Source organism: Microbacterium suaedae, from assembly GCF_003254645.1.
Lineage (GTDB): Bacteria > Actinomycetota > Actinomycetes > Actinomycetales > Microbacteriaceae > Microbacterium > Microbacterium suaedae.
The window spans coordinates 308,280-331,500 of sequence record NZ_PNFD01000002.1; the positions used below are offsets into that span (position 1 = coordinate 308,280).

At 68.4% G+C, this 23,221-nt stretch carries 25 protein-coding genes and 2 tRNA genes; 19 read left to right on the forward strand and 8 right to left on the reverse strand.

The features are described 5' to 3' along the window. Nucleotides 1-8: 8 nt before the first annotated feature. The 6 genes from C0012_RS08055 (at nucleotide 9) to C0012_RS08080 (ending at nucleotide 9,214) form a co-directional block, all read left to right on the forward strand. Nucleotides 9-962, forward strand: coding sequence for a tetratricopeptide repeat protein (locus C0012_RS08055; RefSeq protein ID WP_110589112.1), 954 nt, complete (start codon nucleotides 9-11; stop codon nucleotides 960-962). A gap of 5 nt (nucleotides 963-967) precedes the next feature. Continuing rightward, entirely contained in the window at nucleotides 968-2,143 is a 1,176-nt protein-coding gene (locus C0012_RS08060) for a cysteine desulfurase family protein (RefSeq protein WP_110589111.1), read from the forward strand. 18 nt (nucleotides 2,144-2,161) lie between these two features. Continuing rightward, nucleotides 2,162-3,265, forward strand: a complete 1,104-nt coding sequence (mnmA, locus tag C0012_RS08065) for a tRNA 2-thiouridine(34) synthase MnmA (protein WP_110589110.1) — start codon at nucleotides 2,162-2,164, stop codon at nucleotides 3,263-3,265. Nucleotides 3,266-3,303: 38 nt separating this feature from the next. After that, complete coding sequence (ligA, locus tag C0012_RS08070) at nucleotides 3,304-5,718, forward strand: NAD-dependent DNA ligase LigA (RefSeq protein WP_110589109.1); 2,415 nt, start codon at nucleotides 3,304-3,306, stop codon at nucleotides 5,716-5,718. A 169-nt stretch (nucleotides 5,719-5,887) separates the two neighbouring features. Next, nucleotides 5,888-7,417: a sodium/proline symporter PutP gene (gene putP / locus C0012_RS08075; protein ID WP_110589108.1), complete on the forward strand. Its 1,530-nt coding sequence runs from the start codon at nucleotides 5,888-5,890 to the stop codon at nucleotides 7,415-7,417. A gap of 102 nt (nucleotides 7,418-7,519) precedes the next feature. Next, nucleotides 7,520-9,214, forward strand: coding sequence for a long-chain-fatty-acid--CoA ligase (locus C0012_RS08080; RefSeq protein WP_110589412.1), 1,695 nt, complete (start codon nucleotides 7,520-7,522; stop codon nucleotides 9,212-9,214). A 13-nt stretch (nucleotides 9,215-9,227) separates the two neighbouring features. Here the strand turns inward: C0012_RS08080 and C0012_RS08085 are convergent, their stop codons facing one another. Then, the gene (locus C0012_RS08085) at nucleotides 9,228-9,671 is read right to left on the reverse strand and encodes a MarR family winged helix-turn-helix transcriptional regulator (protein WP_110589107.1); all 444 of its coding nucleotides are present in this window, start codon (nucleotides 9,669-9,671) and stop codon (nucleotides 9,228-9,230) included. Between the two features lie 41 nt (nucleotides 9,672-9,712). Between C0012_RS08085 and C0012_RS08090 the strand changes: the two genes are divergently transcribed. The 5 genes from C0012_RS08090 (at nucleotide 9,713) to C0012_RS08110 (ending at nucleotide 14,520) form a co-directional block, all read left to right on the forward strand. After that, complete coding sequence (locus C0012_RS08090) at nucleotides 9,713-9,934, forward strand: hypothetical protein (protein WP_110589106.1); 222 nt, start codon at nucleotides 9,713-9,715, stop codon at nucleotides 9,932-9,934. Nucleotides 9,935-9,943: 9 nt separating this feature from the next. After that, nucleotides 9,944-10,243, forward strand: a complete 300-nt coding sequence (gene gatC, locus C0012_RS08095) for an Asp-tRNA(Asn)/Glu-tRNA(Gln) amidotransferase subunit GatC (RefSeq protein ID WP_110589105.1) — start codon at nucleotides 9,944-9,946, stop codon at nucleotides 10,241-10,243. Next, nucleotides 10,243-11,757, forward strand: coding sequence for an Asp-tRNA(Asn)/Glu-tRNA(Gln) amidotransferase subunit GatA (gene gatA / locus C0012_RS08100; RefSeq protein WP_110589104.1), 1,515 nt, complete (start codon nucleotides 10,243-10,245; stop codon nucleotides 11,755-11,757). Before gatC ends, gatA begins: the two co-directional genes overlap by 1 nt. After that, nucleotides 11,757-13,268 carry an Asp-tRNA(Asn)/Glu-tRNA(Gln) amidotransferase subunit GatB gene (gene gatB, locus C0012_RS08105; protein WP_198411099.1) on the forward strand — a complete coding sequence of 504 codons (1,512 nt, stop codon included), beginning with the start codon at nucleotides 11,757-11,759 and terminating at the stop codon, nucleotides 13,266-13,268. Before gatA ends, gatB begins: the two co-directional genes overlap by 1 nt. Nucleotides 13,269-13,380: 112 nt before the next feature. Then, nucleotides 13,381-14,520: a glycoside hydrolase family 3 protein gene (locus C0012_RS08110; RefSeq protein ID WP_162621845.1), complete on the forward strand. Its 1,140-nt coding sequence runs from the start codon at nucleotides 13,381-13,383 to the stop codon at nucleotides 14,518-14,520. An 11-nt stretch (nucleotides 14,521-14,531) separates the two neighbouring features. Here C0012_RS08110 and C0012_RS08115 read toward each other — a convergent pair whose 3' ends face one another. After that, entirely contained in the window at nucleotides 14,532-14,738 is a 207-nt protein-coding gene (locus C0012_RS08115) for a methyltransferase (RefSeq protein ID WP_110589102.1), read from the reverse strand. A gap of 104 nt (nucleotides 14,739-14,842) precedes the next feature. On the opposite strand from C0012_RS08115, the gene dinB reads away from it, so the two are divergent. From dinB to C0012_RS08130, 3 genes are read left to right on the forward strand one after another with little or no spacing between them, the layout of a single operon-like run. Further along, a complete protein-coding gene (gene dinB / locus C0012_RS08120; protein ID WP_110589410.1) occupies nucleotides 14,843-16,105 on the forward strand; it encodes a DNA polymerase IV in 1,263 nt (420 codons plus the stop codon). A gap of 18 nt (nucleotides 16,106-16,123) precedes the next feature. After that, nucleotides 16,124-16,450, forward strand: a complete 327-nt coding sequence (locus C0012_RS08125) for a hypothetical protein (protein WP_110589101.1) — start codon at nucleotides 16,124-16,126, stop codon at nucleotides 16,448-16,450. Next, nucleotides 16,429-17,007, forward strand: a complete 579-nt coding sequence (locus tag C0012_RS08130; RefSeq protein ID WP_110589100.1) for a nucleoside/nucleotide kinase family protein — start codon at nucleotides 16,429-16,431, stop codon at nucleotides 17,005-17,007. Before C0012_RS08125 ends, C0012_RS08130 begins: the two co-directional genes overlap by 22 nt. A gap of 7 nt (nucleotides 17,008-17,014) precedes the next feature. Here C0012_RS08130 and C0012_RS08135 read toward each other — a convergent pair whose 3' ends face one another. Genes C0012_RS08135 through C0012_RS08145 form a run of 3 tightly spaced genes read right to left on the reverse strand, consistent with a single transcriptional unit; the run spans nucleotide 17,015 to nucleotide 18,128 of the window. Continuing rightward, nucleotides 17,015-17,500: a DUF2017 family protein gene (locus tag C0012_RS08135; RefSeq protein WP_110589099.1), complete on the reverse strand. Its 486-nt coding sequence runs from the start codon at nucleotides 17,498-17,500 to the stop codon at nucleotides 17,015-17,017. After that, on the reverse strand, nucleotides 17,497-17,787 hold the full coding sequence (gene clpS / locus C0012_RS08140) for an ATP-dependent Clp protease adapter ClpS (RefSeq protein ID WP_408631137.1): 291 nt from the start codon (nucleotides 17,785-17,787) through the stop codon (nucleotides 17,497-17,499). Before clpS ends, C0012_RS08135 begins: the two co-directional genes overlap by 4 nt. Continuing rightward, the gene (locus C0012_RS08145; protein WP_110589097.1) at nucleotides 17,787-18,128 is read right to left on the reverse strand and encodes a metallopeptidase family protein; all 342 of its coding nucleotides are present in this window, start codon (nucleotides 18,126-18,128) and stop codon (nucleotides 17,787-17,789) included. The genes clpS and C0012_RS08145 overlap by 1 nt, the downstream gene beginning before the upstream one ends. Nucleotides 18,129-18,250: 122 nt before the next feature. Between C0012_RS08145 and C0012_RS08150 the strand changes: the two genes are divergently transcribed. After that, on the forward strand, nucleotides 18,251-18,676 hold the full coding sequence (locus tag C0012_RS08150; protein WP_110589096.1) for a pyridoxamine 5'-phosphate oxidase family protein: 426 nt from the start codon (nucleotides 18,251-18,253) through the stop codon (nucleotides 18,674-18,676). A 66-nt stretch (nucleotides 18,677-18,742) separates the two neighbouring features. Here C0012_RS08150 and C0012_RS08155 read toward each other — a convergent pair. From C0012_RS08155 to C0012_RS08165, 3 genes are all read right to left on the reverse strand, one after another. Continuing rightward, a tRNA-His gene (locus C0012_RS08155) sits at nucleotides 18,743-18,815 on the reverse strand. Nucleotides 18,816-18,853: 38 nt separating this feature from the next. Next, nucleotides 18,854-19,492: an oligoribonuclease gene (orn, locus tag C0012_RS08160; RefSeq protein WP_110589095.1), complete on the reverse strand. Its 639-nt coding sequence runs from the start codon at nucleotides 19,490-19,492 to the stop codon at nucleotides 18,854-18,856. 15 nt (nucleotides 19,493-19,507) lie between these two features. After that, nucleotides 19,508-19,579 (reverse strand) — tRNA-Arg (locus C0012_RS08165). A gap of 122 nt (nucleotides 19,580-19,701) precedes the next feature. Between C0012_RS08165 and msrA the strand changes: the two genes are divergently transcribed. The 4 genes from msrA to ettA all read left to right on the forward strand — a co-directional run bounded on the left by msrA (nucleotide 19,702) and on the right by ettA (nucleotide 23,205). Continuing rightward, a complete protein-coding gene (gene msrA, locus C0012_RS08170; RefSeq protein ID WP_110589409.1) occupies nucleotides 19,702-20,247 on the forward strand; it encodes a peptide-methionine (S)-S-oxide reductase MsrA in 546 nt (181 codons plus the stop codon). Nucleotides 20,248-20,400: 153 nt separating this feature from the next. After that, nucleotides 20,401-20,955 carry a single-stranded DNA-binding protein gene (ssb, locus tag C0012_RS08175; protein ID WP_110589094.1) on the forward strand — a complete coding sequence of 185 codons (555 nt, stop codon included), beginning with the start codon at nucleotides 20,401-20,403 and terminating at the stop codon, nucleotides 20,953-20,955. A gap of 15 nt (nucleotides 20,956-20,970) precedes the next feature. Continuing rightward, the gene (locus tag C0012_RS08180) at nucleotides 20,971-21,462 is read left to right on the forward strand and encodes a DUF6993 domain-containing protein (RefSeq protein WP_110589093.1); all 492 of its coding nucleotides are present in this window, start codon (nucleotides 20,971-20,973) and stop codon (nucleotides 21,460-21,462) included. A gap of 60 nt (nucleotides 21,463-21,522) precedes the next feature. After that, nucleotides 21,523-23,205 (forward strand): energy-dependent translational throttle protein EttA, encoded by a 1,683-nt coding sequence (gene ettA / locus C0012_RS08185; protein ID WP_110589092.1) that lies wholly within the window; start codon nucleotides 21,523-21,525, stop codon nucleotides 23,203-23,205. Nucleotides 23,206-23,221: the final 16 nt, after the last annotated feature.

The following is a 23,221-nucleotide window of genomic DNA, read 5'->3' on the forward strand; positions in this document are numbered from 1 at the left end:
GGTGATCGATGTCTGACGCCTCTCTCGGATCCGCTCTGCGCGGCGCCGTGGACCTGTCCTCTCTGCGCAACCAGCCCCCGGCCTCGCAGCCCGGTGCGCCGTCGGGCGGTGCGGGCGCGGCCGCTTCGTCGGGCGGTGAGCCCGAGGTGGTGATGCACGTCGACGACCAGAGCTTCGGTCGCGTGATGGAGCTGTCGGCGCAGTACCCGTTCGTTGTGCAGCTGTGGGCCGAGCAGGTTCCGCAGACGGTCACGCAGGGTGAGCTCTTCGAACGCGTGACGCGTTCGTACGGGGGCCGCATCGTCCTCGCGCGCGTCGACGCATCGCGCGCGCCGCAGGTCACTCAGATGTTCCAGCAGAACGGCTGGCCCATGACGATCGGCGTGATCGGTCAGCGGCCGGTCCCGGTCCCCGACCAGGAATACGGCGAAGAGCAGGTGCGCGACCTCTTCGAGCAGATCCTCCAGCTCGCCGCGAACGCCGGTGTCACGGGCATCGTCGCGGCTTCGGGCGAGGACGAGACGCCCGAAGAGCCTGCCGAGCCGACGCTGCCGCCCCTGCACCAGGAGGCCTTCGACGCGATCCAGCGCGGCGACTACGACTCGGCGGTCGCGGCGTACGAGAAAGCGCTCACGGAGAATCCGCGCGACGACGACGCGCAGGCCGGTCTCGCCCAGGTCAGCCTCCTGAAACGAGTCGAGGGTGCCGATCTGCAGGCGGCGCGTCAGGCTGCGGCCGACGCGCCCGGCGACGTCGACGCCCAGCTCGCCGTCGCAGATCTCGATATGGCCGGCGGTCACGTCGATGATGCCTTCGAAAGACTGCTCGACGCCTTCGCCGCGCAGGCGGGGGACGAGCGTGTGCGGATCAAGGATCGCCTGCTGGAGCTCTTCGGGCTCGTCGGGCAGGCGGATCCGCGCGTCGTCGCGGCACGTACGCGGTTGACGAACCTGCTGTTCTGACCCGCGTGCCGTACCTCGACTACGCCGCGACGGCGCCTCTGCGCCCGGAAGTGCGTGAAGCGTGGAATGAGGCGCAGACGACGGGGAATGCGTCGTCGGTGCACGGCGATGGACAGCGCGCCCGGCGGATCCTGGAGGACGCGCGGGAGCGCCTCGCAGCAGTTCTGGACTGCGATCGTCTCGAGGTCGTCTTCACCTCGGGGGGCACCGAGGCGATCAACCTGGCCCTCAAAGGCCTGTGGTGGTCGCGACGCCCCGAGACGCGGGCAATCGTGCTTCCAGACGGCGAACACCACGCGACGATGGATGCGGCCGAGTGGCTGAGGACGGCGGAGGGCGCCGAGGTGCGCGACGTTCCGCTCGACGATCTCGGCCGGATCCGCGCCGATCGTTTCGCAGAGGTGGTCGAGAGCGGCGCGGCGTGGGCCACGGCCCTCGCAGCGAACAACGAGGTCGGCACGATCAACGACGTCGAGGCGCTCACCGCGGCGTCCGCGGCGGCGGGCGTGCCGATGCATGTCGACGCGGTCGCGGCCCTCGGCCACCTGCCGATGTCATTCCGTCGATGGCGGGGCGATGCGGATCCGGCCGCGGGGCTCGTCGCGCTGAGCGTGAGCGGGCACAAGATCGGCGCGCCCGTCGGAACCGGGGCGCTCGTCGTCTCGAGGGCGGCGACGCCCGCGCCGCTGCTGCACGGTGGCGGACAGCAGCGGGGTCTCCGCGCCGGCACGCAGGACGTCGCGGGGGCGACCGCCCTTGCGGTCGCGGCCGAGCTCGCCGAGCGCGAGCGCGCCGACGAGGACATGCGCCTGGCCGGGCTGCGCGAGCGTCTTCTTGTCGCTCTCCGCGCGGACCCGCGGATTCGCCTGCTCGGCGATCCAGCCCGCCGCCTCGCCTCGAATGTGCATCTGCTGCTGCCGGGTGCGACCGGCGAATCGATGCTCTATCTGCTCGACATGTCGGGTGTGTCGGCGTCGACGGGCTCAGCGTGCCAGGCCGGCGTGACCGAGGCCTCGCACGTCGTCGAGGCGATGGGGATCCCGGGCGAGGCGCCGCGGCAGGTGCTGCGTCTCACGATGGGGCCCGCGACGACCGCTGCGGACGTCGACGCGGCCGCGCAGGCGATCCTCTCCTCGTACGCGCGCCTGGTTCCGCCCGACGCGGATCCCGCGACCAGCTGAGCGATCTACACTCGCACCATGCGAGTTCTTGCAGCGATGTCAGGCGGCGTCGACTCGGCGGTGGCTGCCGCGCGCGCGGTTGATGCCGGTCACGATGTCGTCGGCGTGCACCTCGCGCTTTCGCGCGCCGGCGGAACGCTGCGCACGGGAAGCCGTGGCTGCTGCACCGTCGAAGACGCGATGGACGCCCGCCGCGTCGCGGACCGGCTCGGCATCCCGTTCTATGTCTGGGACTTCTCGGAGCGTTTCCGCGACGACGTCATCGATGACTTCGTCGAGGAGTACCGGGCGGGACGCACGCCGAACCCCTGCATGCGCTGCAACGAGCGGATCAAGTTCGCCGCGCTTCTCGAGCGCGCGCTCGAACTCGGTTTCGATCGAGTCTGCACGGGCCACTACGCGACGCTGATCGATGGCGCGGAGGGTCTCGAGCTGCACCGTTCGAGCGAGCAGGCGAAGGATCAGTCGTACGTACTCGGCGTGCTCACCGCCGAGCAGCTGGCGCACACGCTGTTCCCTCTGGGGACGACTCCGTCGAAGGAGATCGTGCGCGCCGAGGCGGCGGAGCGCGGCTTCTCGGTCGCGAAGAAGCCGGACAGCTACGACATCTGTTTCATCCCTGACGGCGACACCCGCGGCTATCTCGCCGAGAAGGTGGGCGCCGAGCCGGGTGAGATCGTCGACCGCGCGGGGGAGGTCGTGGGTGCGCATGATGGCGCGCACGCCTTCACGGTCGGCCAGCGCAAGGGGCTGCGCCTGGGCACGCCGGCCTCCGACGGCAAGCCGCGTTTCGTGCTCGAGGTGCGGCCGGTCTCGAACACGGTCGTCGTCGGGCCGAAGGAGGCGCTCGCGGTCGCGGAGCTCTCGGGGAAGCGCTTCAGCTGGGCGGGCGCGGCGCCGCGCGACGTGGACGAGGAGTTCGCGTGCGATGTGCAGATCCGGGCACACGCGGATCCGGTTCCCGCCGTCGCCGTCGTACGCGACGGTGCCCTGACGATCACGCCCCGCGAGCCGCTCACGGGTGTCGCGACGGGACAGACGGCCGTCATCTACGTCGGTACCCGGGTGCTTGGTCAGTGCACGATCGACCGCACAGTGAGCGCGGTGCCCGTTCCGGCGTGAGCATTCGATTGTCAGAGGTGCGAATCTAGAATCGAGTCGTGACCGACGCCGATTCCGCTTCCGACATCTCACTCGACGACGCACGCGCCGAGGTGACCGATCTCATCGCGCGCATCGACGCGGCGCGCGATGCGTACTACGGCGCCGACGCCTCGAGGGTCGACGATGCGACGTACGACGCGTGGATGCATCGCCTCGAGCGGCTCGAGACGGCGCACCCGGTGCTGCGCGGGCAGGACTCGCCGACGCAGACGGTGGGCGCGGCGACGCAGACGGGGCTCGACACGATCGAGCATGCCGAGCGCATGCTCAGCCTCGACAACGTGTTCTCGCCCGACGAGCTGCGCGACTGGTGTGTGAAGACGGCTGAGGCGGCGGGGCGCGCCGTGCGATGGCTGACCGAGCTCAAGATCGACGGACTCGCCATCAGCCTCCGCTACGAGAACGGCGTGCTCACGTCGGCCGCGACGCGCGGCGATGGCCGCGTCGGCGAGATCGTGACGGAGAACGCGCTCCGCGTGGCCGGGATCCCCGAACATCTGGCGGGCGACGGGCATCCCGAGATCGTCGAGGTGCGGGGCGAGGTCTTCATCCCCGTCGAACAGTTCCACGAGCTCAACGCGCTTCAGGCATCGTTGCGCGAGCGTGCCGTGGCGGAGGCGCGCGATCGGTGGGAGCGCGTGCGAAGCGCGGGAAAGAAGCCTTTCGACGAAGAGCGACAGAGTGTCGCGGCTGCGCGCCGGTTCCCTGCGTTCGCCAATCCGCGCAACGCCGCGAGTGGCGGACTCCGCCAGCAGCTCGACAAGAAGGAGGGGCTCGAACTCGAGGCGGGCCGCGCGCGTCTCGGATCCCTGCGGCTGTACGTGCACGGCATCGGCGCCTGGCCGTCGCCGCCGGTCTCCGCGCAGAGCGACGTGTACGCGTTGCTGTCGGGGTGGGGCCTGCCGACAAGCCCGCATCTGCGCGTGTGCGATTCGATCGACGATGTGCTCGCGTTCGTCAGTCACTACGGTGAGAACCGACACTCGGTGGAGCACGAGCTCGACGGCATCGTCGTCAAGGTAGACGAGCTGTCGCTGCACGACGAGCTCGGTGCGACGAGCCGCGCGCCGCGCTGGGCGATCGCCTACAAATATCCGCCCGAGGAGGTGCAGACGCGCCTCCTGGACATCCGCGTCGGTGTGGGGCGTACGGGGCGCGCGACGCCGTATGCGGTCATGGAGCCGAAGCTCGTCGCGGGGAGCGTCGTGCGCCAGGCGACGCTGCACAACCGGGAAGTCGTCGTCCAGAAGGGCGTGCTGATCGGCGACGTCGTCGTGCTGCGCAAGGCCGGCGACGTCATCCCCGAGATTCTCGGCCCCGTCGTCGAGAAGCGCGATGGATCCGAGCGCGCTTTCGAGATGCCGCGCGACTGCCCCGAGTGCGGCACGCCGCTGCGAGCGATGAAAGAGGGAGACATCGATCTCCGCTGCCCCAATGGAGAAGACTGCCCGGCGCAGGTGCGCGGGCGCGTCGAGCACGTGGGTTCGCGCGGTGCGCTCGACGTCGAGGCCCTGGGCGAGGTGACGGCGGCGGCCCTCACGCAGCCGGCGCGTTCTGCGCAGACCGGCGAGGAGCTTCCCCCGGTGCTTCGCACAGAGGCGGGACTATTCGATCTCGGTCTCGACCAGATCGTGCCGATCGAAGTCGTCGTCCGTGACCCCGAGACGGGGGAGGAGCGCACCGACGAGGCGGGAGAACCCGTCCGGCGCGCGCCGTTCCAGCGCGTCGAGCGGACGTACCCGCCGGGCTGGGAAGACGCGTCGCCTGCCGCGCGTCGCAAGGCGGGGGTTCGCAAGGATCACGAGGTCGTGCACCCTTCGGCGCAGGCGACGAAGCTCCTCGATGAGCTCGAGAAGGCGAAATCGAAAGACTTCTGGCGCCAGCTCGTCTCCCTCAACATTCGCCACGTCGGTCCGGTGGCGGCGCGCGCCGTCGCCCAGCACTTCGGATCGCTCGACGCGATCCGAGCGGCGAGCGTCGACGAACTCGCGGCCGTCGACGGCGTCGGGGAGATCATCGCGCGATCGCTGCTCGACTGGTTCGACGTCGACTGGCACCGCGAGATCGTCGATCGCTGGCAGCGCTCGGGCGTGACGTTCCGCATCGAGGGGCACCCGGGGCCCGGCGCTGCGGCCGAGGGCGGCGGGGTGCTCGACGGCCTCACGGTCGTCGCAACGGGATCGCTCGACGGCTACACGCGCGATGGCGCGAAGGAGGCGATCCTTGCGGCGGGCGGGAAGGCAGCCTCGAGCGTCTCGAAGAAGACCGACTTCGTCGCAGCGGGGCCCGGAGCGGGCTCCAAACTGGCGAAGGCCGAGGACCTCGGCATCCCGATCCTCGACGCGGCGCAGTTCCGTGTGCTCGTCACGGAGGGGCCCGACGCGCTCGAGACGCCGGAGACAAGCGGATAACATTCTGCCTCTACAGCTTGCGATCCTGGAAAGAACCTGTGTAGCGTGACGAGGTCCCGCGGGAATGCCGTGGGCGAGACCACATGCTCGTCGCCGGTGAGAGCCGGCCCGGGGTACGGCTGCCGACCTGGCGGTCGTTGCCCGATCGGGCGGAGGACCACACCCTAAGATGTCACCACACACATACTTCATCATCGCGCTGGTCGTCTACTTCGCGGCCATGATCGGCATCGGCGTCTACGCGACGCTGAAGACGAAGAGCCACGAAGACTACATGCTCGGCGGGCGCAGCCTGCCGCCGGCCGTCGCGGCACTCAGCGCGGGCGCGTCTGACATGTCCGGCTGGCTCGTCATGGGTCTGCCGGGTGCGCTCTACGCGACGGGCCTCATCGAGGCCTGGATCGCGATCGGTCTCACGATCGGTGCCTACCTGAACTGGAAGCTGGTCGCGCCGCGTCTGCGCGCCTACACCGAGGTCTCGAAGAACTCGATCACGGTTCCGAGCTTCCTCGAGAACCGCACGCGCGACAAGTCGCACGTGCTGCGCATCGTCGCGGGCGTGATCATCCTCGTCTTCTTCACGCTGTACGTCTCGAGCGGCATGGTCGCCGGCGGCAAGTACTTCGAGAGCTCGTTCAACGGTGACTACCTCACGGGCATGCTCCTCGTCGGTGGCGTCACGCTGCTGTACACGCTCTTCGGTGGCTTCCTCGGTGCGACCTACACCGACTTCGTGCAGGGCATCATGATCTTCGCCGCCCTGCTCATCGTTCCGGTCCTCGCGATCATCTCGATCGGTGACCTCGGACAGGTGGCTGAGGGAATCACGACGGTTGGCGCCTCGAACCTCGACTGGTTCGGCGGAGGCCTGTCGGCCGCGACGTTCCTCGGCATCATCTCGTCGCTGGCGTGGGGCCTCGGCTACTTCGGCCAGCCGCACATCATCGTGCGCTTCATGGCGCTGCGCACCCCGGGTGACGCGAAGGTCGCCCGCCGTATCGGCATGGGCTGGATGATCCTGTCGCTGCTCGGCGGCGTGAGCACGGGTCTCATCGGTATCGCCTGGTTCAGCATCAAGGGCATCGAGCTGCCCGACCCCGAGACGGTCGTGCTCGTCCTGGCGCAGAACCTCATGCACCCGCTCATCGCCGGTCTCGTGCTCGCGGCCGTGCTCGCGGCGATCATGTCGACGATCTCGAGCCAGCTCATCGTGTCGTCGTCCGCCCTCATCGAGGACGTCGCGCGCCTGGTGCTGAAGAAGGACGTCAAGGAGTCGGTGCTCGTCTGGCTCGGCCGCGCGGCCGTGCTCGTCATCGCCGTGATCGCGATCCTCATCGCGCTCGACTCCGAGGCGACCGTCCTCTCGCTCGTGGGCTTCGCGTGGGCCGGTTTCGGCGCCGCCTTCGGTCCGCTGATCATCCTCGCCCTGTTCTGGCGCAAGCTCACCAATGTGGGTGCGATTGTCGGAATGATCGCGGGTGCCGCGACGGCGTGGATCTGGGGCAAGGTGCTCTCGGGCGGGTTCTTCGACCTCTACGAGATTGTCCCCGGCTTCCTCATCAACCTCGTGCTCGCCGTCGTCGTCAGCCTGGCGACGCACAAGGCCGACACGAGCGACGACCAGGAGATCCAGAAGGAGTTCACGGACACCGGATCGATCATCCTCGCGGACGTCAAGAAGGGCAGCAAGTCGGCCTGAGCGACGTAGAGCGCATCGCAGACGGCGTCCCGTCGAGCCTCGGCTCGGCGGGACGCCGTTTGCGTGCGCGAGGACCGCACGGACGCGCATACGATTGGTGACGTGACTGACGCGTACGATCCTCCGCGCCCCTGGATTCACTCCTACGCTCCCGGAGTTCCCGAAGATCTCCCGCCGATGCGCGGATCCCTGATGGATCTCGTCGCCGAGTCGGCCGCTGACTACCCGAACGCTCCGGCGCTGGAGTTCTTCGGCCGCGTCACGAGCTACGCGGAGCTTGCGGCGGCGATCGAGCGCGCGGCCGCGGGGCTCCGCGCTCAGGGTGTGCGGAAGGGAGACCCCGTCGCACTCGTGCTGCCGAATTGTTCGCAGCACATCATCGCGTTCTACGCCGTGCTGCGGCTCGGCGCGATCGTCGTCGAGCACAATCCCCTCTATACGGCTCGCGAGCTGCGCAAGCAGTTCGAGGACCACGGTGCGAAGCACGCGATCGTGTGGAGCAAGGTGGCCCGAACCATCCAGGAGTTCCCCGACGACCTCGTCGTCGACTCGCTCGTTTCGGTCGACGTCACGCGGGGGATGCCCGCGCCGATGCGGGCGGCTCTGAGCCTGCCGATCCCGAAGCTGCGGGAGATGCGCGGGCAGCTCACCGAGAGGGTCCGCGGCGCGATCAGCTGGGAGGCGATCGCCGGGTACGCGCCGCTCGACGCATCGGTTCCCGGCCCCGAGACCGACGACATCGCGATCATCCAGTACACGAGCGGGACGACGGGCGATCCGAAGGGCGCCGCCCTCACGCACCGCAACCTCCTCGCGAACGCAGCGCAGGCGCGGGCATGGACGCCCGATGTCGCGCGGGGCGAGGGTGTCGTCGTCTACGCCGTCCTTCCGATGTTCCACGCGTACGGGCTGACCCTGTGCCTCACGTTCGCGATGTCGCAGGCGGCTCGGCTCGTGCTGTTCCCGAAGTTCGACCCGGATATGGTCCTCAAGGTCACGAAGAAGAGGCCGGCGACGGTGCTGCCCGCCGTGCCCCCGATCGCGCGTCGCCTGCTGGCGCGCGCGCAGGAGAAGGGGATCTCACTCGCCGGCACGCAGATCGGCGTATCGGGTGCGATGGCCCTCGACGACGCCCTCGTCGTGCCCTGGGAGGAAGAGACCGGCGGCATGCTCGTCGAGGGCTACGGGCTGTCGGAGTGCTCGCCCGTGCTCATCGTGAACCCCGTCTCGGAAGACCGGAAGGCCGGGACGATCGGGTTGCCTCTTCCGGGAACCGAGTGCCGCGTCGTCGATCCTGACGAACCCGAGAAGGACGTCGCCCCGGGGCAGCCTGGCGAGCTGGTCGTACGCGGCCCGCAGGTGTTCAGCGGGTACTACGGGCGCCCAGAAGAGACGGAGCGCGCGTTCGTCGGTGGCTGGTTCCGCACGGGAGACATCGTGGAGATGGACGAGGACGGATTCTTCACCGTCGTCGACCGCATCAAGGAGCTCATCATCACGGGAGGGTTCAACGTGGCCCCGACCGAGGTCGAGATCGCCCTGCGCCAACACGCGTCGATCCACGAAGCCGCTGTCGTCGGGCTGCCGGGCAAGAACGGCGAGGATGTCGTCGCCGCGGTCGTGCTCGACGAGGCGACGGAGATCGATGAGGAAGAGGTGCGCGAGTTCGTCAAGCGGATCCTCACGCCCTACAAGGCCCCGCGGCGGATCGTCGTCGTCGACGAACTGCCGACGTCGATGATCGGCAAGGTGCTGCGCCGCCAGGTCAAGGAACGGTTGCTCGCGTCGGACGACTGATTCTCGGCGCCCGTCAGGCGACCTTCTGCGGGCCGGAGAACGGCGCGAGCACATCGCGAATGTCGGCGAGCTCCCGCGGGCTGAGCCCCGTCTGTGCCATGACCTCGCCGGGCACGTCGAGCGCTCGACCGCGGAGGGCTCGTCCGTCGTCCGTGAGGGTGATGTCAAGGCGGCGTTCGTCGTCCGGACGCCGCTCGCGCTGCACGAGGCCGATGCTCTCGAGGCGCTTGACGAGGGGAGAAGCCGTGGCCGGCTCGAGTGCGATGGTGCCGGCGAGGTCAGACAGGGAGCGCGGTGATCGCTCCCAGAGCGCGAGCATGACGAGATACTGGGGATGCGTGATTCCGAGAGGCTCGAGGATCGGTCGGTAGATCGAGACGATATTGCGCGCGGCTGTGACGAGCGCGAAGCACAGCTGATTGTCCAGGAGGAGGAGGTCGTCGCGCGGATCCGTCATAGGAGGATGTTACCTCGCAAAAGATAAGTACACTAAGGGTTATGGCACACACGAAGAAGCTGCGTGAACGGATCCGCGAGGCTGGCGGCTTCTATCAATGGGCCAACCAGACCCTCATCCGCATCGCCGGCCCCGCGCAGGTGGGGCCGTACGGGCCGACGCCGACGCCGCGCTGTGAGCACTGCGGTCTGCGCAGAGAACAGCATGTCGAGGCGCCCGACGGAAGCCTGCGCTGTCCCGAAGGACCCGCGCCGGATGCGTAGACTGGAGCGGTGTCTGAAATCACCCCCGATCTCGTGCGCCATCTCGGCGTGCTCGCCCGGATCAAGCTGTCCGACGAGGAGGTGACCAGCCTCACCGGCGAACTCGACGCCATCGTCGAGAACATCGCCAAGGTGAGCGAGGTGGCCACCGACGACGTCGCTCCGACGAGCCACCCGATTCCTCTTGAGAACGTCTTCCGGGCCGATGAGCCCGGTGAGATGCTCACGACCGAACAGGCGCTCCAGAACGCCCCCGACGCGGACGACGGTCGCTTCCGCGTCTCCGCGATTCTGGGAGAGGAGCAGTGATGGCGGATCTCACCCGGCTGACCGCGGCGGAGCTCGCGGCGGAGCTCGCGTCCGGCGCGGTCTCGAGCGTCGAGGCGACGCAGGCGCACCTCGACCGTATTGCTCAGGTAGACGGTGATGTGGGCGCGTTCCTGCATGTGTCTGAGCACGCGATCGACCAGGCGAAGCGCATCGACGACGCGCGCCAGGCAGGGGAGGAGCTCGCCGAGCTCGCGGGCGTCCCGCTCGCCGTGAAGGACGTGCTCGTCACGACCGACATGCCGTCGACCTCGGGCTCGAAGATCCTCGAGGGATACATGTCGCCGTACGACGCGACGGTCGTCGCGAAGTCGCGCGCCGCGGGCCTCATCCCGCTCGGCAAGACGAACATGGACGAGTTCGCGATGGGGTCCTCGACGGAGCACTCCGCGTACGGCCCCACGCGCAACCCGTGGGATCTCGACCGCATCCCCGGTGGTTCGGGCGGCGGATCCGCCGCCGCCGTCGCCGCGTTCGAGGCCCCGCTTGCGCTGGGCAGCGACACAGGCGGATCCATCCGCCAGCCCGCCCACGTCACGGGTACGGTCGGCATCAAGCCGACGTACGGGGGAGTGAGCCGTTACGGCGCGATCGCGCTCGCCTCGAGCCTCGACCAGATCGGCCCGGTCTCGCGCACCGTGCTCGACGCAGGTCTTCTGCACGACGTCATCGGCGGGCACGACCCGCACGACGCGACGAGCCTCGAGGGCGACTGGCCGTCGTTCGCGGCTGCGGCGCGCGAGGGCGCATCCGGTGAGGTCCTGAAGGGGCTCAAGGTCGGTGTCGTCCGCGAGCTGCAGGGCGAGGGCTTCCAGCCGGGCGTCTCCGAGTCGTTCGGCGCGTCGATCGCCGCCCTCGAGAAGGCGGGTGCCGAGATCGTCGAGATCAGCGCCCCGCACTTCGAGTACGCGATCGCGGCGTACTACCTGATCCTGCCGGCGGAGGCGTCGAGCAATCTCGCGAAGTTCGACTCGGTGCGTTTCGGCCTGCGCGTCGACGTGCCGGGCGGCACCGTCGAGGACGTCATGTCGGCGACGCGCGACGCGGGCTTCGGTCCGGAGGTCAAGCGCCGCATCATCCTCGGCACCTACGCGCTGTCGGCCGGATACTACGACGCGTACTACGGAAGCGCGCAGAAGGTGCGCACCCTGATCCAGCAGGACTTCGCGAACGCCTTCGCCGACGTCGACGTCATCGCGACCCCGTCTGCGCCGACGACGGCTTTCCGTCTCGGCGAGAAGCTCGACGATCCGCTCGCGATGTACGCGAACGACCTCGCCACGATCCCCGCGAACCTCGCGGGCGTCCCCGGAATCTCGGTCCCGTCGGGGCTCGCGTCCGACGACGGGCTGCCCGTCGGGATCCAGTTCCTCGCTCCGGCTCGTGAGGACGCGCGCCTCTATCGCGTCGGCGCCGCGCTCGAGACGATTCTCACGGATGAGTGGGGTGGCCCGCTGCTCGACCGGGCTCCCGAGTTGAACGGAGGGACGCGCTGATGGCGACCGCGCTCATGGACTTCGACAAGGCGCTCGAGCTGTTCGAGCCCGTCATCGGGCTCGAAGTGCACATCGAGCTGAACACGAAGACGAAGATGTTCTCGTCGGCGGGCAACCCCGCCAACGAGGAGTTCCACGCGGCCGCGCCGAACACGCTGCTCGCGCCCGTCGACCTCGGGCTGCCGGGCTCGATGCCGGTCGTGAACCGCGAGGCTGTGCTGAGCTCGATCAGCCTCGGACTCGCCCTCGGCTGCTCGATCGCGCCGTCGAGCCGATTCGCCCGGAAGAACTACTTCTACCCGGACCTCGGCAAGAACTACCAGATCAGCCAGTATGACGAGCCGATCGCTTTCGAGGGATCCGTCGAGGTCGAGCTCACCGACGGCACGATCGTCGAGGTTCCGATCGAGCGCGCCCACATGGAAGAAGACGCCGGCAAGCTCACCCACCAGGGCGGATCCGCGGGCCGCATCCAGGGTGCATCGTCGTCCCTCGTCGACTACAACCGTGCGGGCGTTCCGCTCGTCGAGATCGTCACGAAGCCGATCTTCGGTGCAGAGGAGCGCGCGCCCGAGCTCGCGAAGGCGTATCTGCTGACGATCCGCGACATCGCGCGCTCGCTGGGCATCAGCGAGGCGCGTATGGAGCGCGGCAACGTCCGATGCGACGCGAACGTGTCGCTGCGGCCGCGGGGGGCCGAGGCCCTCGGCACGCGCACCGAGACGAAGAACGTCAACTCGATGCGCTCCGTCGAACGCGCCGTGCGGTACGAGATCCGGCGGCAGGCCGCGATCCTCTCGGCGGGCGGCTCGATCACCCAGGAGACGCGTCACTGGCACGAGGACACGGGCGAGACCTCGCCCGGCCGTCCGAAGTCCGATGCCGACGACTACCGCTACTTCCCGGAGCCCGATCTGCTTCCCGTCGCTCCGAGCGAGGAGCTCATCGAACAGCTGCGTGCGCGCCTGCCTGAGGCGCCCGCGGCGAAGCGGCGTCGGCTCAAGGGCGAGTGGGGCTTCACCGACCTCGAGTTTCAGGACGTCGCCAACGGCGGGCTGGTCGACGAGGTCGAGGCGACGATCGCCGCGGGCGCGACTCCCGCGGCGGCGCGAAAGTGGTGGACGGGCGAGCTCACGCGCGTGGCGAACGCCGCCGATCGGGAGCCGTCCGGGCTCGTCAGCCCCGCGCACGTCGCCGAGCTGCAGAAGCTCATCGACGACGGGACGCTCACCGACAAGCTCGCGCGCCAGGTGCTCGAGGGAGTCGTCGCGGGCGAGGGATCCCCGCAGGAGGTAGTTGATGCCCGCGGCCTCGCTGTCGTGAGTGACGACGGTGCCCTTATCGCGGCGATCGACGAGGCCCTCCAGGCCCAGCCGGACGTCCTCGAGAAGATCAAGGGCGGCAAGGTACAGGCCGCTGGCGCGATCATCGGCGCCGTCATGAAGTCCATGAAGGGCCAGGCGGACGCGGCCCGCGTGCGCGAGCTGATCCTCGAGCGCGCGCAGGCGTAGCCCGCACCAGCGAGTCCACAAGTCTCTTGCGTGTCCGCCGCGATTCGCGGTGGAATCGATGAAGACTTGTGGACTCGGGCGGGGGACGGTGACGATGCGTCGGACTTCCTTCGTGGCCACGGCGGTCGCCGCCGTTCTTCTCGCGGGGTGTGCGCCGGGCACGGGAACGGACGGGCCGGGGTCCTCTGCGCCCGAGACGCCGGCTCCGGTGCCCGCCGAGACGGCGCAGACGCCCTCCCCGACGCCGCCATCCGTCGCCGAACGCGCGGCCGCTCGGATCGCGTCGATGACGGTCCGGCAGAAGGCCGAGGCGGTCGTCATGGGATACGCGGCCGGGACGGATCCCGGAGTCCTCTCCGGATACGTCGAGGAGGGCCCGGCGGGCGTGATCCTCATGGGTGACAACATCCCGGCAGACGCCGCGTCCCTCGCGGAACTCACGTCCGCGATCGCTCGAACGACGGATCCGCCCCCTCTTGTGGCGATTGATCAGGAGGGCGGCGTGGTCTCCCGCCTGTCATGGGACGATCTTCCGTCGGCCCTTGACCTCAAGGGTGCAGATCCGGCCGCGATCGAGCAGGCGTTCTCCGCTCGCGGCGATCTGCTCGCCGAGGCCGGAGTCACTGTGAACTTCGGGGTGGTGGCCGATGTCCCGCGCGGCGATGGGTCGTTCATCTTCTCGCGGGCATTCGGCACGGAGCCGGAGAACGTCGCCGACGCCGTCGCGGCGGCCGTGCGCGGCGAGCGCGGGCGGGTCCGCACGACTCTCAAGCACTTCCCGGGCCACGGCGCGGCTGAAGGCGACTCGCACCACGTGATCCCCCAGACCGATATCTCCTACGACGCGTGGCGGGCGCGAGACGGAGCACCGTTCGCGGCGGGCATCGACGCGGGCGCCGAGCTCGTCATGATGGGACACCTGCGCTTCACGGCCGTCGATGATCGGCCGGCGTCGCTTTCGCCTGAGTGGTACAGGATCCTCCGTGAGGAACTCGGCTTCGACGGCGTGGCCGTCACCGACGATCTCGGGATGCTGATGTCATCAGGCGATCCCGCGTACGGCGATCCCGCGGACAATGCCGTCGCGGCCCTCGCAGCGGGCGCAGATCTCGTCCTCATGGTCGCCGGATCCGATCCGAGCACCGCGGGCGACATGATCGACGGCATCGTCGAGGCGGCGGGGGAGGGGGCTCTTCCCGCGGACCGCCTCGACGCTGCCGTCGAAAGGGTTCTCGCGCTGCGCCTCGAGTGAGAGGCGCCGCGCTACACCCGACGGAACTCGGGCCGGTCCGTGCCGGGCTTCAAATGGGAGATCAGGGCTCCCTTGGCGACCTCGAGCGTCGGGTACGCACCGATCTCGCGGCGGTCGGCCATGACGACATGGAACAGATCGTCTTCATGGCGGATCGAGCCGACGGCTCCGGCCTTCCCATATGCCATCCACAGCATGTCCATCTGCGTTGCACTCATGGCGACTCCTCTCCTGAAGCGCGGTTCACACTGCTCGCGTGGGACTCACGGTACGCCCCCTTCGCGCGCACTTCCAGGGCTCTGCGCGGGAGAGAATGGACAGCATGAGCAGGCAGGATGGATCCGGCAGACTCGTGTCGCGCGCGGGCGCGGACGACACGGGGGCGCGCATCCTGCACGTGGATATGGACGCGTTCTACGTCGCCGTCGAGACGCTCTCAGACCCCTCGCTCGCGGGGCGTCCCGTGGTGATCGCGCACCCGGATGGGCGTTCGGTCGTTTCGAGCGCGTCGTATGAGGCGCGGCGCTACGGAGTTCGTTCGGCGATGCCGATCGGGATGGCGCTGCGCCTGTGCCCGAGGGCGATCGTCGTCCCGCCGACGTTCGACCGGTATCGCGAGGTGTCGGCGCAGGTCATGGATGTGTTCCGCAGCATCACTCCGCTCGTCGAGCCCCTGTCGATTGACGAAGCCTTCCTCGACGTCGGCGGTGCACGACTCCTCTGGGGCACGCCGGGCGAGATCGCCGCGCTCATCCGGCAGCGCGTGCGCGACGAGATCGGCATCACGTGCAGCGTGGGTGCGGCGGCGACGAAGCACGTCGCCAAGATGGCGTCGACGGCATCGAAGCCGGATGGGATGCTCGTCGTACCGGCTGCGCGTACGCATGAGTTTCTCGATCCACGGCCGGCGGGATCCATGTGGGGAGTCGGTCCGAAAGCGGCCGAGGCGCTTTCGGCGCGCGCGATCCGCACGATCCGGGATGTGCGCGAGACGCCCGTGCACGCCCTCGCACGCATCGTCGGGGAAGCGCAGGCGCAGCGGATCCACGAGCTCGCGCAGGGGCGCGACCCGCGCCGCATCGAGACCGAGCGGGTCGAGAAGAGCATCTCCCACGAAGAGACGTTCCACGAGGACGTCTCGGATCCGTCGCTTCTGCGCGCGGAGCTGCTGCGCCTTGCCGATCGGGTCGCCGTCCGTCTGCGGAAGGCGGGTGCGGAGGCCTCGGGCGTCGCCATCAAGCTGCGCTTCGAGGACTTCGGGACGATCACGCGCTCGCAGTCGCTGAGCGAGCCGACGGCCGTCGGGCAGCGCATCGCGCACGTGGCGCGCGAGCTCCTCGATGCGGTCGATCTGCGTGCCCCCGTCCGCCTCATCGGCGTGCGGGCGGAGCGCCTCATCCCGGCGGGGACGGCGGCTCTCGCGCTGTGGGACGACGACGGCGACTGGAAGCAGGTCGAAGGGGCGCTCGACCGGGCATCGGCGCGCTTCGGCGCGGGCTCGATCACGCGGGCGTCCTTCCTCGCGAGCGAGAGTCGTTCTCGTCACGTTCCCGCCTTCGATCGACCACCGGAGGATTCCGACTGACGGGGTACTGTAGGTGCCATGCCCAACATCGCGATCGAACTCGGCAAGCTCAGCGGCAATCTCGGCGTGAAGGCGGCCTACGGCGAGCAGCAGGATCTCGACGGCGTCAAGGTGCTTCCTGTGGCGGCGACGTGGTCCGGCTTCGGCGGCGGCTCCGACGAGGCGGGCAACGGCGGAGGCGGCGGGGGCGGATTCTCTCTTCCCGTGGGCGCCTATATCCGGCGCGGATCCGAGTTCCGCTTCGCGCCGAACGTCGTCACGCTCCTGGCGACACTCACCCCGTTTGTCTTCGTCGCGGGCCGCGCGCTGGGGTACGTCATCAAGTGCCTCAAGAAGAAGCGCTGACGACGCACCTGAACGCGGCGGCGATCGACGGCGTCGTCGATGCGGCCGTCCGCGCGGTCGAGAAAGAGCGACCCCGCGTGGGCCGCGTCGTGATCGATGGCCGCAGCGGGGCAGGGAAGACGACGGCCGCGAACCGAATCGCACGAGCCGTCGGCGCACGGGTCGTCTCGCTCGACGAGTTCTATCCAGGCTGGGAGGGTCTTGCCTCCGCGACCGTGATCGCCGCGGAGCTGGTCGCCGCGCACGCGGACGGGCGAGTGGGGAAGTATCGCCGGTGGGACTGGGAGACGGGCGAGTGGGACCCGACCCCGCAGCGCGTCGATCCTGATGTTCCGCTCGTGGTGGAAGGGTGCGGCAGCCTCACGGCAGCGACTGCGGCGCGCGCAACGGCCGCGGTCTGGATGGACGGCGACGCCGCGGTGCGGCGGGCGGGCGCGATCGCGCGTGACGGTGATGCCTTCGAACCGTTCTGGGAGACCTGGGCGTGTCAGGAAGAGAAGCACATTCATGCCCACGACCCGCGGGCACTCGCGACGATCGCGGTCGACGTCGCCTGATGGGCCGTCAGCCCGCGCGCTGCTCGGCGACCTGAACGAGGCCCTCCAGGCGGTAGCCGAGCCAGTCGTACAGACCGTAGCTCGGGTCGTCCTCGTCGTGCTCCGTGCTCTCGTCGTCGATGCCGAGGCGACTCGCGAGAACGAGACGAAGGGCGGCGAGCGTGCGCATCCATGCGTCGAGGTGGTCGCCCGCGATCGACACGTCGACGGGGGCGAGAGCCTCGTCGAGGTCCGCCTTCTCGATCTGAGAGAGATCTCCGCGCACAGCCGCGGCGTCGCGTGCGCGCCGCCCCAGCAGGTCGCCGCGCGTGACCTGCTGGAACTCACGGGAGGCGTCGGCGTCCTCCGGATACGCGTCGGGGGTGAGGCGCGCGAGCGCGGGATCCGCCGACGGATCCTGCTCGCTCACGAGCGCCTCGAACTGCGCGACGAGATCGTCGAGATGCGTCGCCTCGATCCGGGTGAGGGTGAGGATCACGAGGTCTTCGCTCATCGCGGCGCCTTTCGAACGGTGGCCCAGAGGCCGTAGTCGTGCATGGCCTGGGCGTGGAGCTCCATCTGCTCGCGCGCGCCCTCGGCGACGACGGCGTGGCCGTCGTGGTGGACGGACAGCATGAGCTGCGTCGCGCGATCCTGCGAGTAGCCGAAGTAGGCCCGGAAGACGCGCACGACGTAGCTCATGAGGTTGACAGGGTCATCCCACACGACCGTCTGCCAGGGCGTGTCGGGATGCGAGGAGGCATCAATCGACTCGTCGGCCTCGGGCAGAACGGTGCTCATCAGGCCCATCCCAGCTCGTGCAGCCGTGCGTCGTCAATACCGTAGAAGTGCGCGATCTCGTGCACGAGCGTCGTGTGCACTTCGCTGCGTAGCGCCTCGACGGTGTCGCACTGCGCGAGGTGAGGCTCGCGGTAGACGATGATCCGGTCGGGGAGCTCGCCCATCCCGTAGCGGTCGCGTTCGGTGAGCGCGAGGCCGTCGTACAGCCCGAGCAGGTCGAGTGAGCCATCCTCGGGGCGGTCCTCAACGACGAAGATCACGTTGTCGAGGCCCTCGACCATGTCGTCGGGGAGCTGATCGAGTTCGTCGACCACGAGGGCTTCGAACTCATCCGCATCCATGAACCCAGCCTATCGGCGCGTGGCCTCCACGGAGACCGGGAAGCACCTCTCGCGCCCGGGATCCGGACGAGGCGCAGAAGGCTTCTTGTGCGCCGACGTACACCGGTGGAACGATGTGGGCCATGAGCACTCAGGAACCAGTGATTGAGCTGTCGACCGAGGAGTCTTGGCAGCGACTGCGCTCCGCGGAACTCGGGCGTGTGGTGACACACGTGCGGGACACGGTCGACATCTTCCCGGTCAACTTCGTCGTCGATGGCGATGCCGTGGTGTTTCGCACGGCCGAGGGGTCCAAGCTCCTCGAGTTGACGATCAACGAGGACGTTCTGTTCGAGGCCGATGGACACAACGATGCCGAGGCATGGAGCGTCATCGTGCGAGGACACGCTCGTCGGCTCGAGCTGTCTGCCGAGATCGAGGCGGCCGATGCGCTGGCACTGCGACCCTGGGCACCGACGATGAAGCGCAACTATGTGCGCATCGAGGCAGACGAGATCACGGGTCGATGGTTTCCGCGGACAGAGGAGCCCGATCACAACCAGCCGTAGGCGTGTCCTGCGGGCGGGAACGCAAGAGCCCGTCCGGTTGATCCCAACCGGACGGGCTCTTCTCTGGGTGGCTGACGGGGCTTGAACCCGCGACCCCCGCGACCACAACGCGGTGCTCTACCAACTGAGCTACAGCCACCATGTTTCCCGCTCTCGCAGGGCAACCCGACTATTTTGTCATAGGTTCTCGGCGAACTCGTTCACGACATTCTCAGCAATCGCCTTCGCCTCGTCGCTGCTCGGGCCGGGCTCGGCCACGAAGGCCGCGCGGCGGTAGTAGCGGAGCTCACGGATGGACTCGCGGATGTCCGCGAGTGCTCGGTGGCCGCCATCCTTCTCCGGCGCCTGGAAGTACACGCGGGGCATCCAGCGGCGCGCGAGCTCTTTGATGCTCGAGACGTCGACATTGCGATAGTGCAGATAGGTGTCGAGCTCGGGCATGTACTTCGCCAGGAACATCCTGTCGGTTCCGATCGTGTTCCCTGCGAGAGGAGCCTTGCGCTCCTGCGGCACGAAACGCGCGACGTACTCGAGCACGCGCCGCTCCGCCTCGGCCAGCGAGACACCGCGAGGGATCTCGATGTCGAGGCCGCTCGCGGCATGCATCTTCGTGACGAACTCACCCATGTTCTCGAGCGCGGCATCCGACGGCTTGATGACGATCTGGAGGCCGGGGTCGAGGATGTTCAGTTCGAAGTCCGTCACGATCACCGCGATCTCGACCAGCTCGTCAATGGAGGGGTCGAGGCCCGTCATCTCGCAGTCGATCCATACGAGTCGGTCGTTTTCTGACGTGCTCACCGCACTCCTCTTCATGGTTGTCGGCCGCTGTCCCCCAGGGGCGATTCGAACACCCGACCAAAGGATTAGAAAGCCTCTGCTCTTCCACTGAGCTACTGGGGGTCGTCACACCAGATTACCTGCCGCGGGTGAGGGGCCTTACGGACCGTGTCGTGCGAACCCGGCGTACCGTGGAAGCGAGCGGTCGTGCGGGCCGTGGTTCACGCATGCAGGGAGACGAGAACATGCAGACTTTCGTGTTGGCGGGCGGTTGCTTCTGGTGCCTCGACGCGGCCTATCGCGCGCTGCGGGGGATTGAGAGCGTCGTCTCGGGATACACCGGCGGCGACAGCGCCGAGCCGAGCTATGAGCAGGTGTGCACGGGCACGACGGGGCATGCGGAGGCCGTGAGCGTCACCTTCGATCCCGACGTGATCCCGGCCGAGGTGATCCTCGACGCGTTCTTCACGATGCACGACCCGCGCCAGCTGAATCACCAGGGGGCAGACACGGGCACGCAGTACCGATCGGCGATGTTCCCCGCCGATGATGGGCAGCGCGAGGTCTTCGAGCGCGCGCGCGAGCGGGCGACGGACCTCTGGGATGCGCCGCTCGGCGACGTTGAGGGGACGCTCGTCACGACGATCGAGCCCCTCGGCCGGTTCTGGAGCGCCGAGGACTACCACCAGGACTTCTTCGCCAAGAACCCCGGCCAGGGATACTGCCTCGCCGTCGCGGTTCCCAAGGTCAACAAGGTGCGCGCTCGATTCTCGGAGTACCGGCGCGACTGAGCAGGGAGGCGCTCCGGTCAGCGTGCTCACAACCGTGGATTCCGCGGTTTTTCTCCACATCGCCCCGTCTCGCCGAGCGCGAGACGGGGCGATCGCGTCAGGCTGAGTTCGCCGGACGAGCCGCGGACGGCAGGAGAAAGGATGTGAGGGCCCATGGCCGAGACGATCACGATCACCGGGAATATCGCCACCGAGCCGACCGTACAGGCGACGGGTGAGGGGGTGACGTACACCCGCTTCCGCGTCGCGTGCACACAGCGCAAGCGCAATCCGGACACGGGTGAATGGGTCGACGGAGAGTCCAACTGGTACACGGTCTACGCGTATCGGGCGCTGGCCGAGAACGCGATCAAGTCGCTGAGCAAGGGCATGCGTGTGATCGTGTCTGGCGCGTTGCGCGTGCGCGACTGGGAGCGCGACGAGCGCCGAGGCACGAACGTCGACGTGATGGCCGAGTCGCTCGGGCCGGACTTGCGGTGGGGCAGAGTGAAGTTCGAGTCGACGTCGACCGGTCGGCGGCGCGAGGACGAGCGCACCGAGCAGGTACCGGGAGTCGGAGACGAGTGGATGGCTCCGCCCGCTCAGGACACGGGCGCGAGCGGGGCAGGCGAGCTCCCACCCGAGGGCGGGGCCGGATCCGACGGGCAGGTGCCAATCGGGGAGGCGGAACGGGAGAGCGAGGCGGTCGGGGCGACGTCGCCGTTCTGATCGTAGGGTGAGAGGGTGAGCATCCGTCCGTCGCGCCTGATTGCCGCGCCCGCCCTCATCACCGTCCTCGCCCTGACCGCGTGCGGACCGGTCGGAGGCACAGCAGAGCCGACGCCCGATGCCACCCCGTCCGCCGAACCGTCCACTTCGGCGGATCCGACCCCCACTTCAGATCCTGTCGCGTTCGTGGCGGAGGGAAGCGCGCGCGACAATCTGCCGGTCTTCCTCGCCGTGCTCGAACAGGCCTGGGAATCCGATGGGCGTGCGGAGGGTCGCACGTACGTCGATCTGCTCGTCGAGACCGGCTTCGACAAATCGGCCATGCAGGTCAGCAAAGACCTGTCGACGGTCGGGAATCCGGCAGAGACGATGATGGTGTCGGTGAAGTGGAGCGAGACGGCGTGCCTCGTCGGTCAGTTCGGTCCCGACACGCCGCAGCCGGTCGCGACGGTTCTCGAGCCGACCGACGGCGTGTGCATCCCGGGTGAGACCGCCGCGATCGAGTGAAGACTTCATCGCGCGGGGGCGCGGGGATCGGGCGTCCGGCACCGTAGACTGGATGCCAACATGGCTGAGTACATTTACCAGATGGTCCGCGCCCGCAAGAAGGTGGGCGACAAGCTGATCCTCGACGACGTGACGATGTCGTTCTTCCCGGGAGCGAAGATCGGCATGGTCGGCCCGAACGGCGCCGGAAAGTCGACGATCCTGAAGATCATGGCCGGTCTCGACCAGCCGTCGAACGGCGAGGCGACGCTCACGCCGGGCTTCTCCGTGGGCATCCTCATGCAGGAGCCCGAGCTCGACGAGTCGAAGACCGTCCTCGAGAACGTGCAGGATGGCGTCGGCGAGATCAAGGCGAAGATCGACCGATTCAATGAGATCTCGAGCCTCATGGCCGAGCCCGACGCCGATTTCGACTCGCTGCTCGCCGAGATGGGCACGCTGCAGGAAGAGATCGACAACGCCGACGCGTGGGATCTCGACGCGCAGCTCGAACAGGCCATGGACGCGCTGCGCACGCCTCCGGGCGACGAGCGCATCGAGCACCTCTCCGGCGGCGAGAAGCGCCGCGTGGCGCTGTGCAAGCTGCTGCTTGAGAAGCCTGATCTGCTTCTGCTCGACGAGCCGACGAACCACCTCGACGCCGAGAGCGTGCTGTGGCTCGAGCAGCACCTTCAGAAGTATCCCGGTGCGGTGATCGCGATCACCCACGACCGGTACTTCCTCGACCACGTCGCCGAGTGGATCGCGGAGGTCGATCGCGGTCGTCTCTACCCGTACGAGGGCAACTACTCGACGTACCTCGAGAAGAAGTCCGAGCGCCTCGAGGTGCAGGGCAAGAAGGACCAGAAGCTCCAGAAGCGCCTCAAGGAGGAGCTGGAGTGGGTCAAGTCGAACACGAAGGGCCGCCAGGCGAAGTCGAAGGCCCGTCTCGCCCGCTACGAGGAGATGGCCACCGAGGCCGAGCGCACGAAGAAGCTCGACTTCGAGGAGATCCAGATCCCCGCCGGGCCGCGCCTCGGAAACATCGTCATCGAGGCGAGGGGGCTCAAGAAGGGCTTCGGCGACCGGGTCCTCATCGACGACCTGAGCTTCAGCCTCCCGCCGAACGGCATCGTCGGCGTGATCGGTCCCAACGGTGTCGGCAAGACGACCCTGTTCAAGACGATCGTCGGTCTCGAACCGATCGACGACGGCGAGCTCAAGATCGGCGAGACGGTCAAGCTCAGCTACGTCGACCAGACGCGTGGTGGGATCGACCCCAACAAGACCCTGTGGGAGGTCGTCTCAGACGGTCTCGACATCATGATGGTGGGTAAGACCGAGGTGCCCTCGCGCGCCTATGTGTCGAAGTTCGGCTTCAAGGGCCCGGACCAGCAGAAGAAGGCCGGGGTGCTCTCGGGTGGTGAGCGCAACCGCCTCAATCTCGCGCTCACGCTCAAGCAAGGCGGCAACGTGCTGCTGCTCGACGAGCCGACGAACGACCTCGACGTCGAGACGCTCCAGTCTCTCGAGAACGCACTTCTCGAGTTCCCGGGCTGCGCCGTGGTGGTGACGCACGACCGGTGGTTCCTCGACCGCGTTGCGACGCACATCCTCGCCTACGAGGGAACCGACGAGAACCCGTCGAAGTGGTACTGGTTCGAGGGGAACTTCGAGGCCTACGAGCAGAACAAGATCGAGCGACTCGGTCCCGATGCCGCGCGCCCGCACCGGATGACGCACCGGAAGCTCACTCGCGACTGAACATGACGAGGAACGC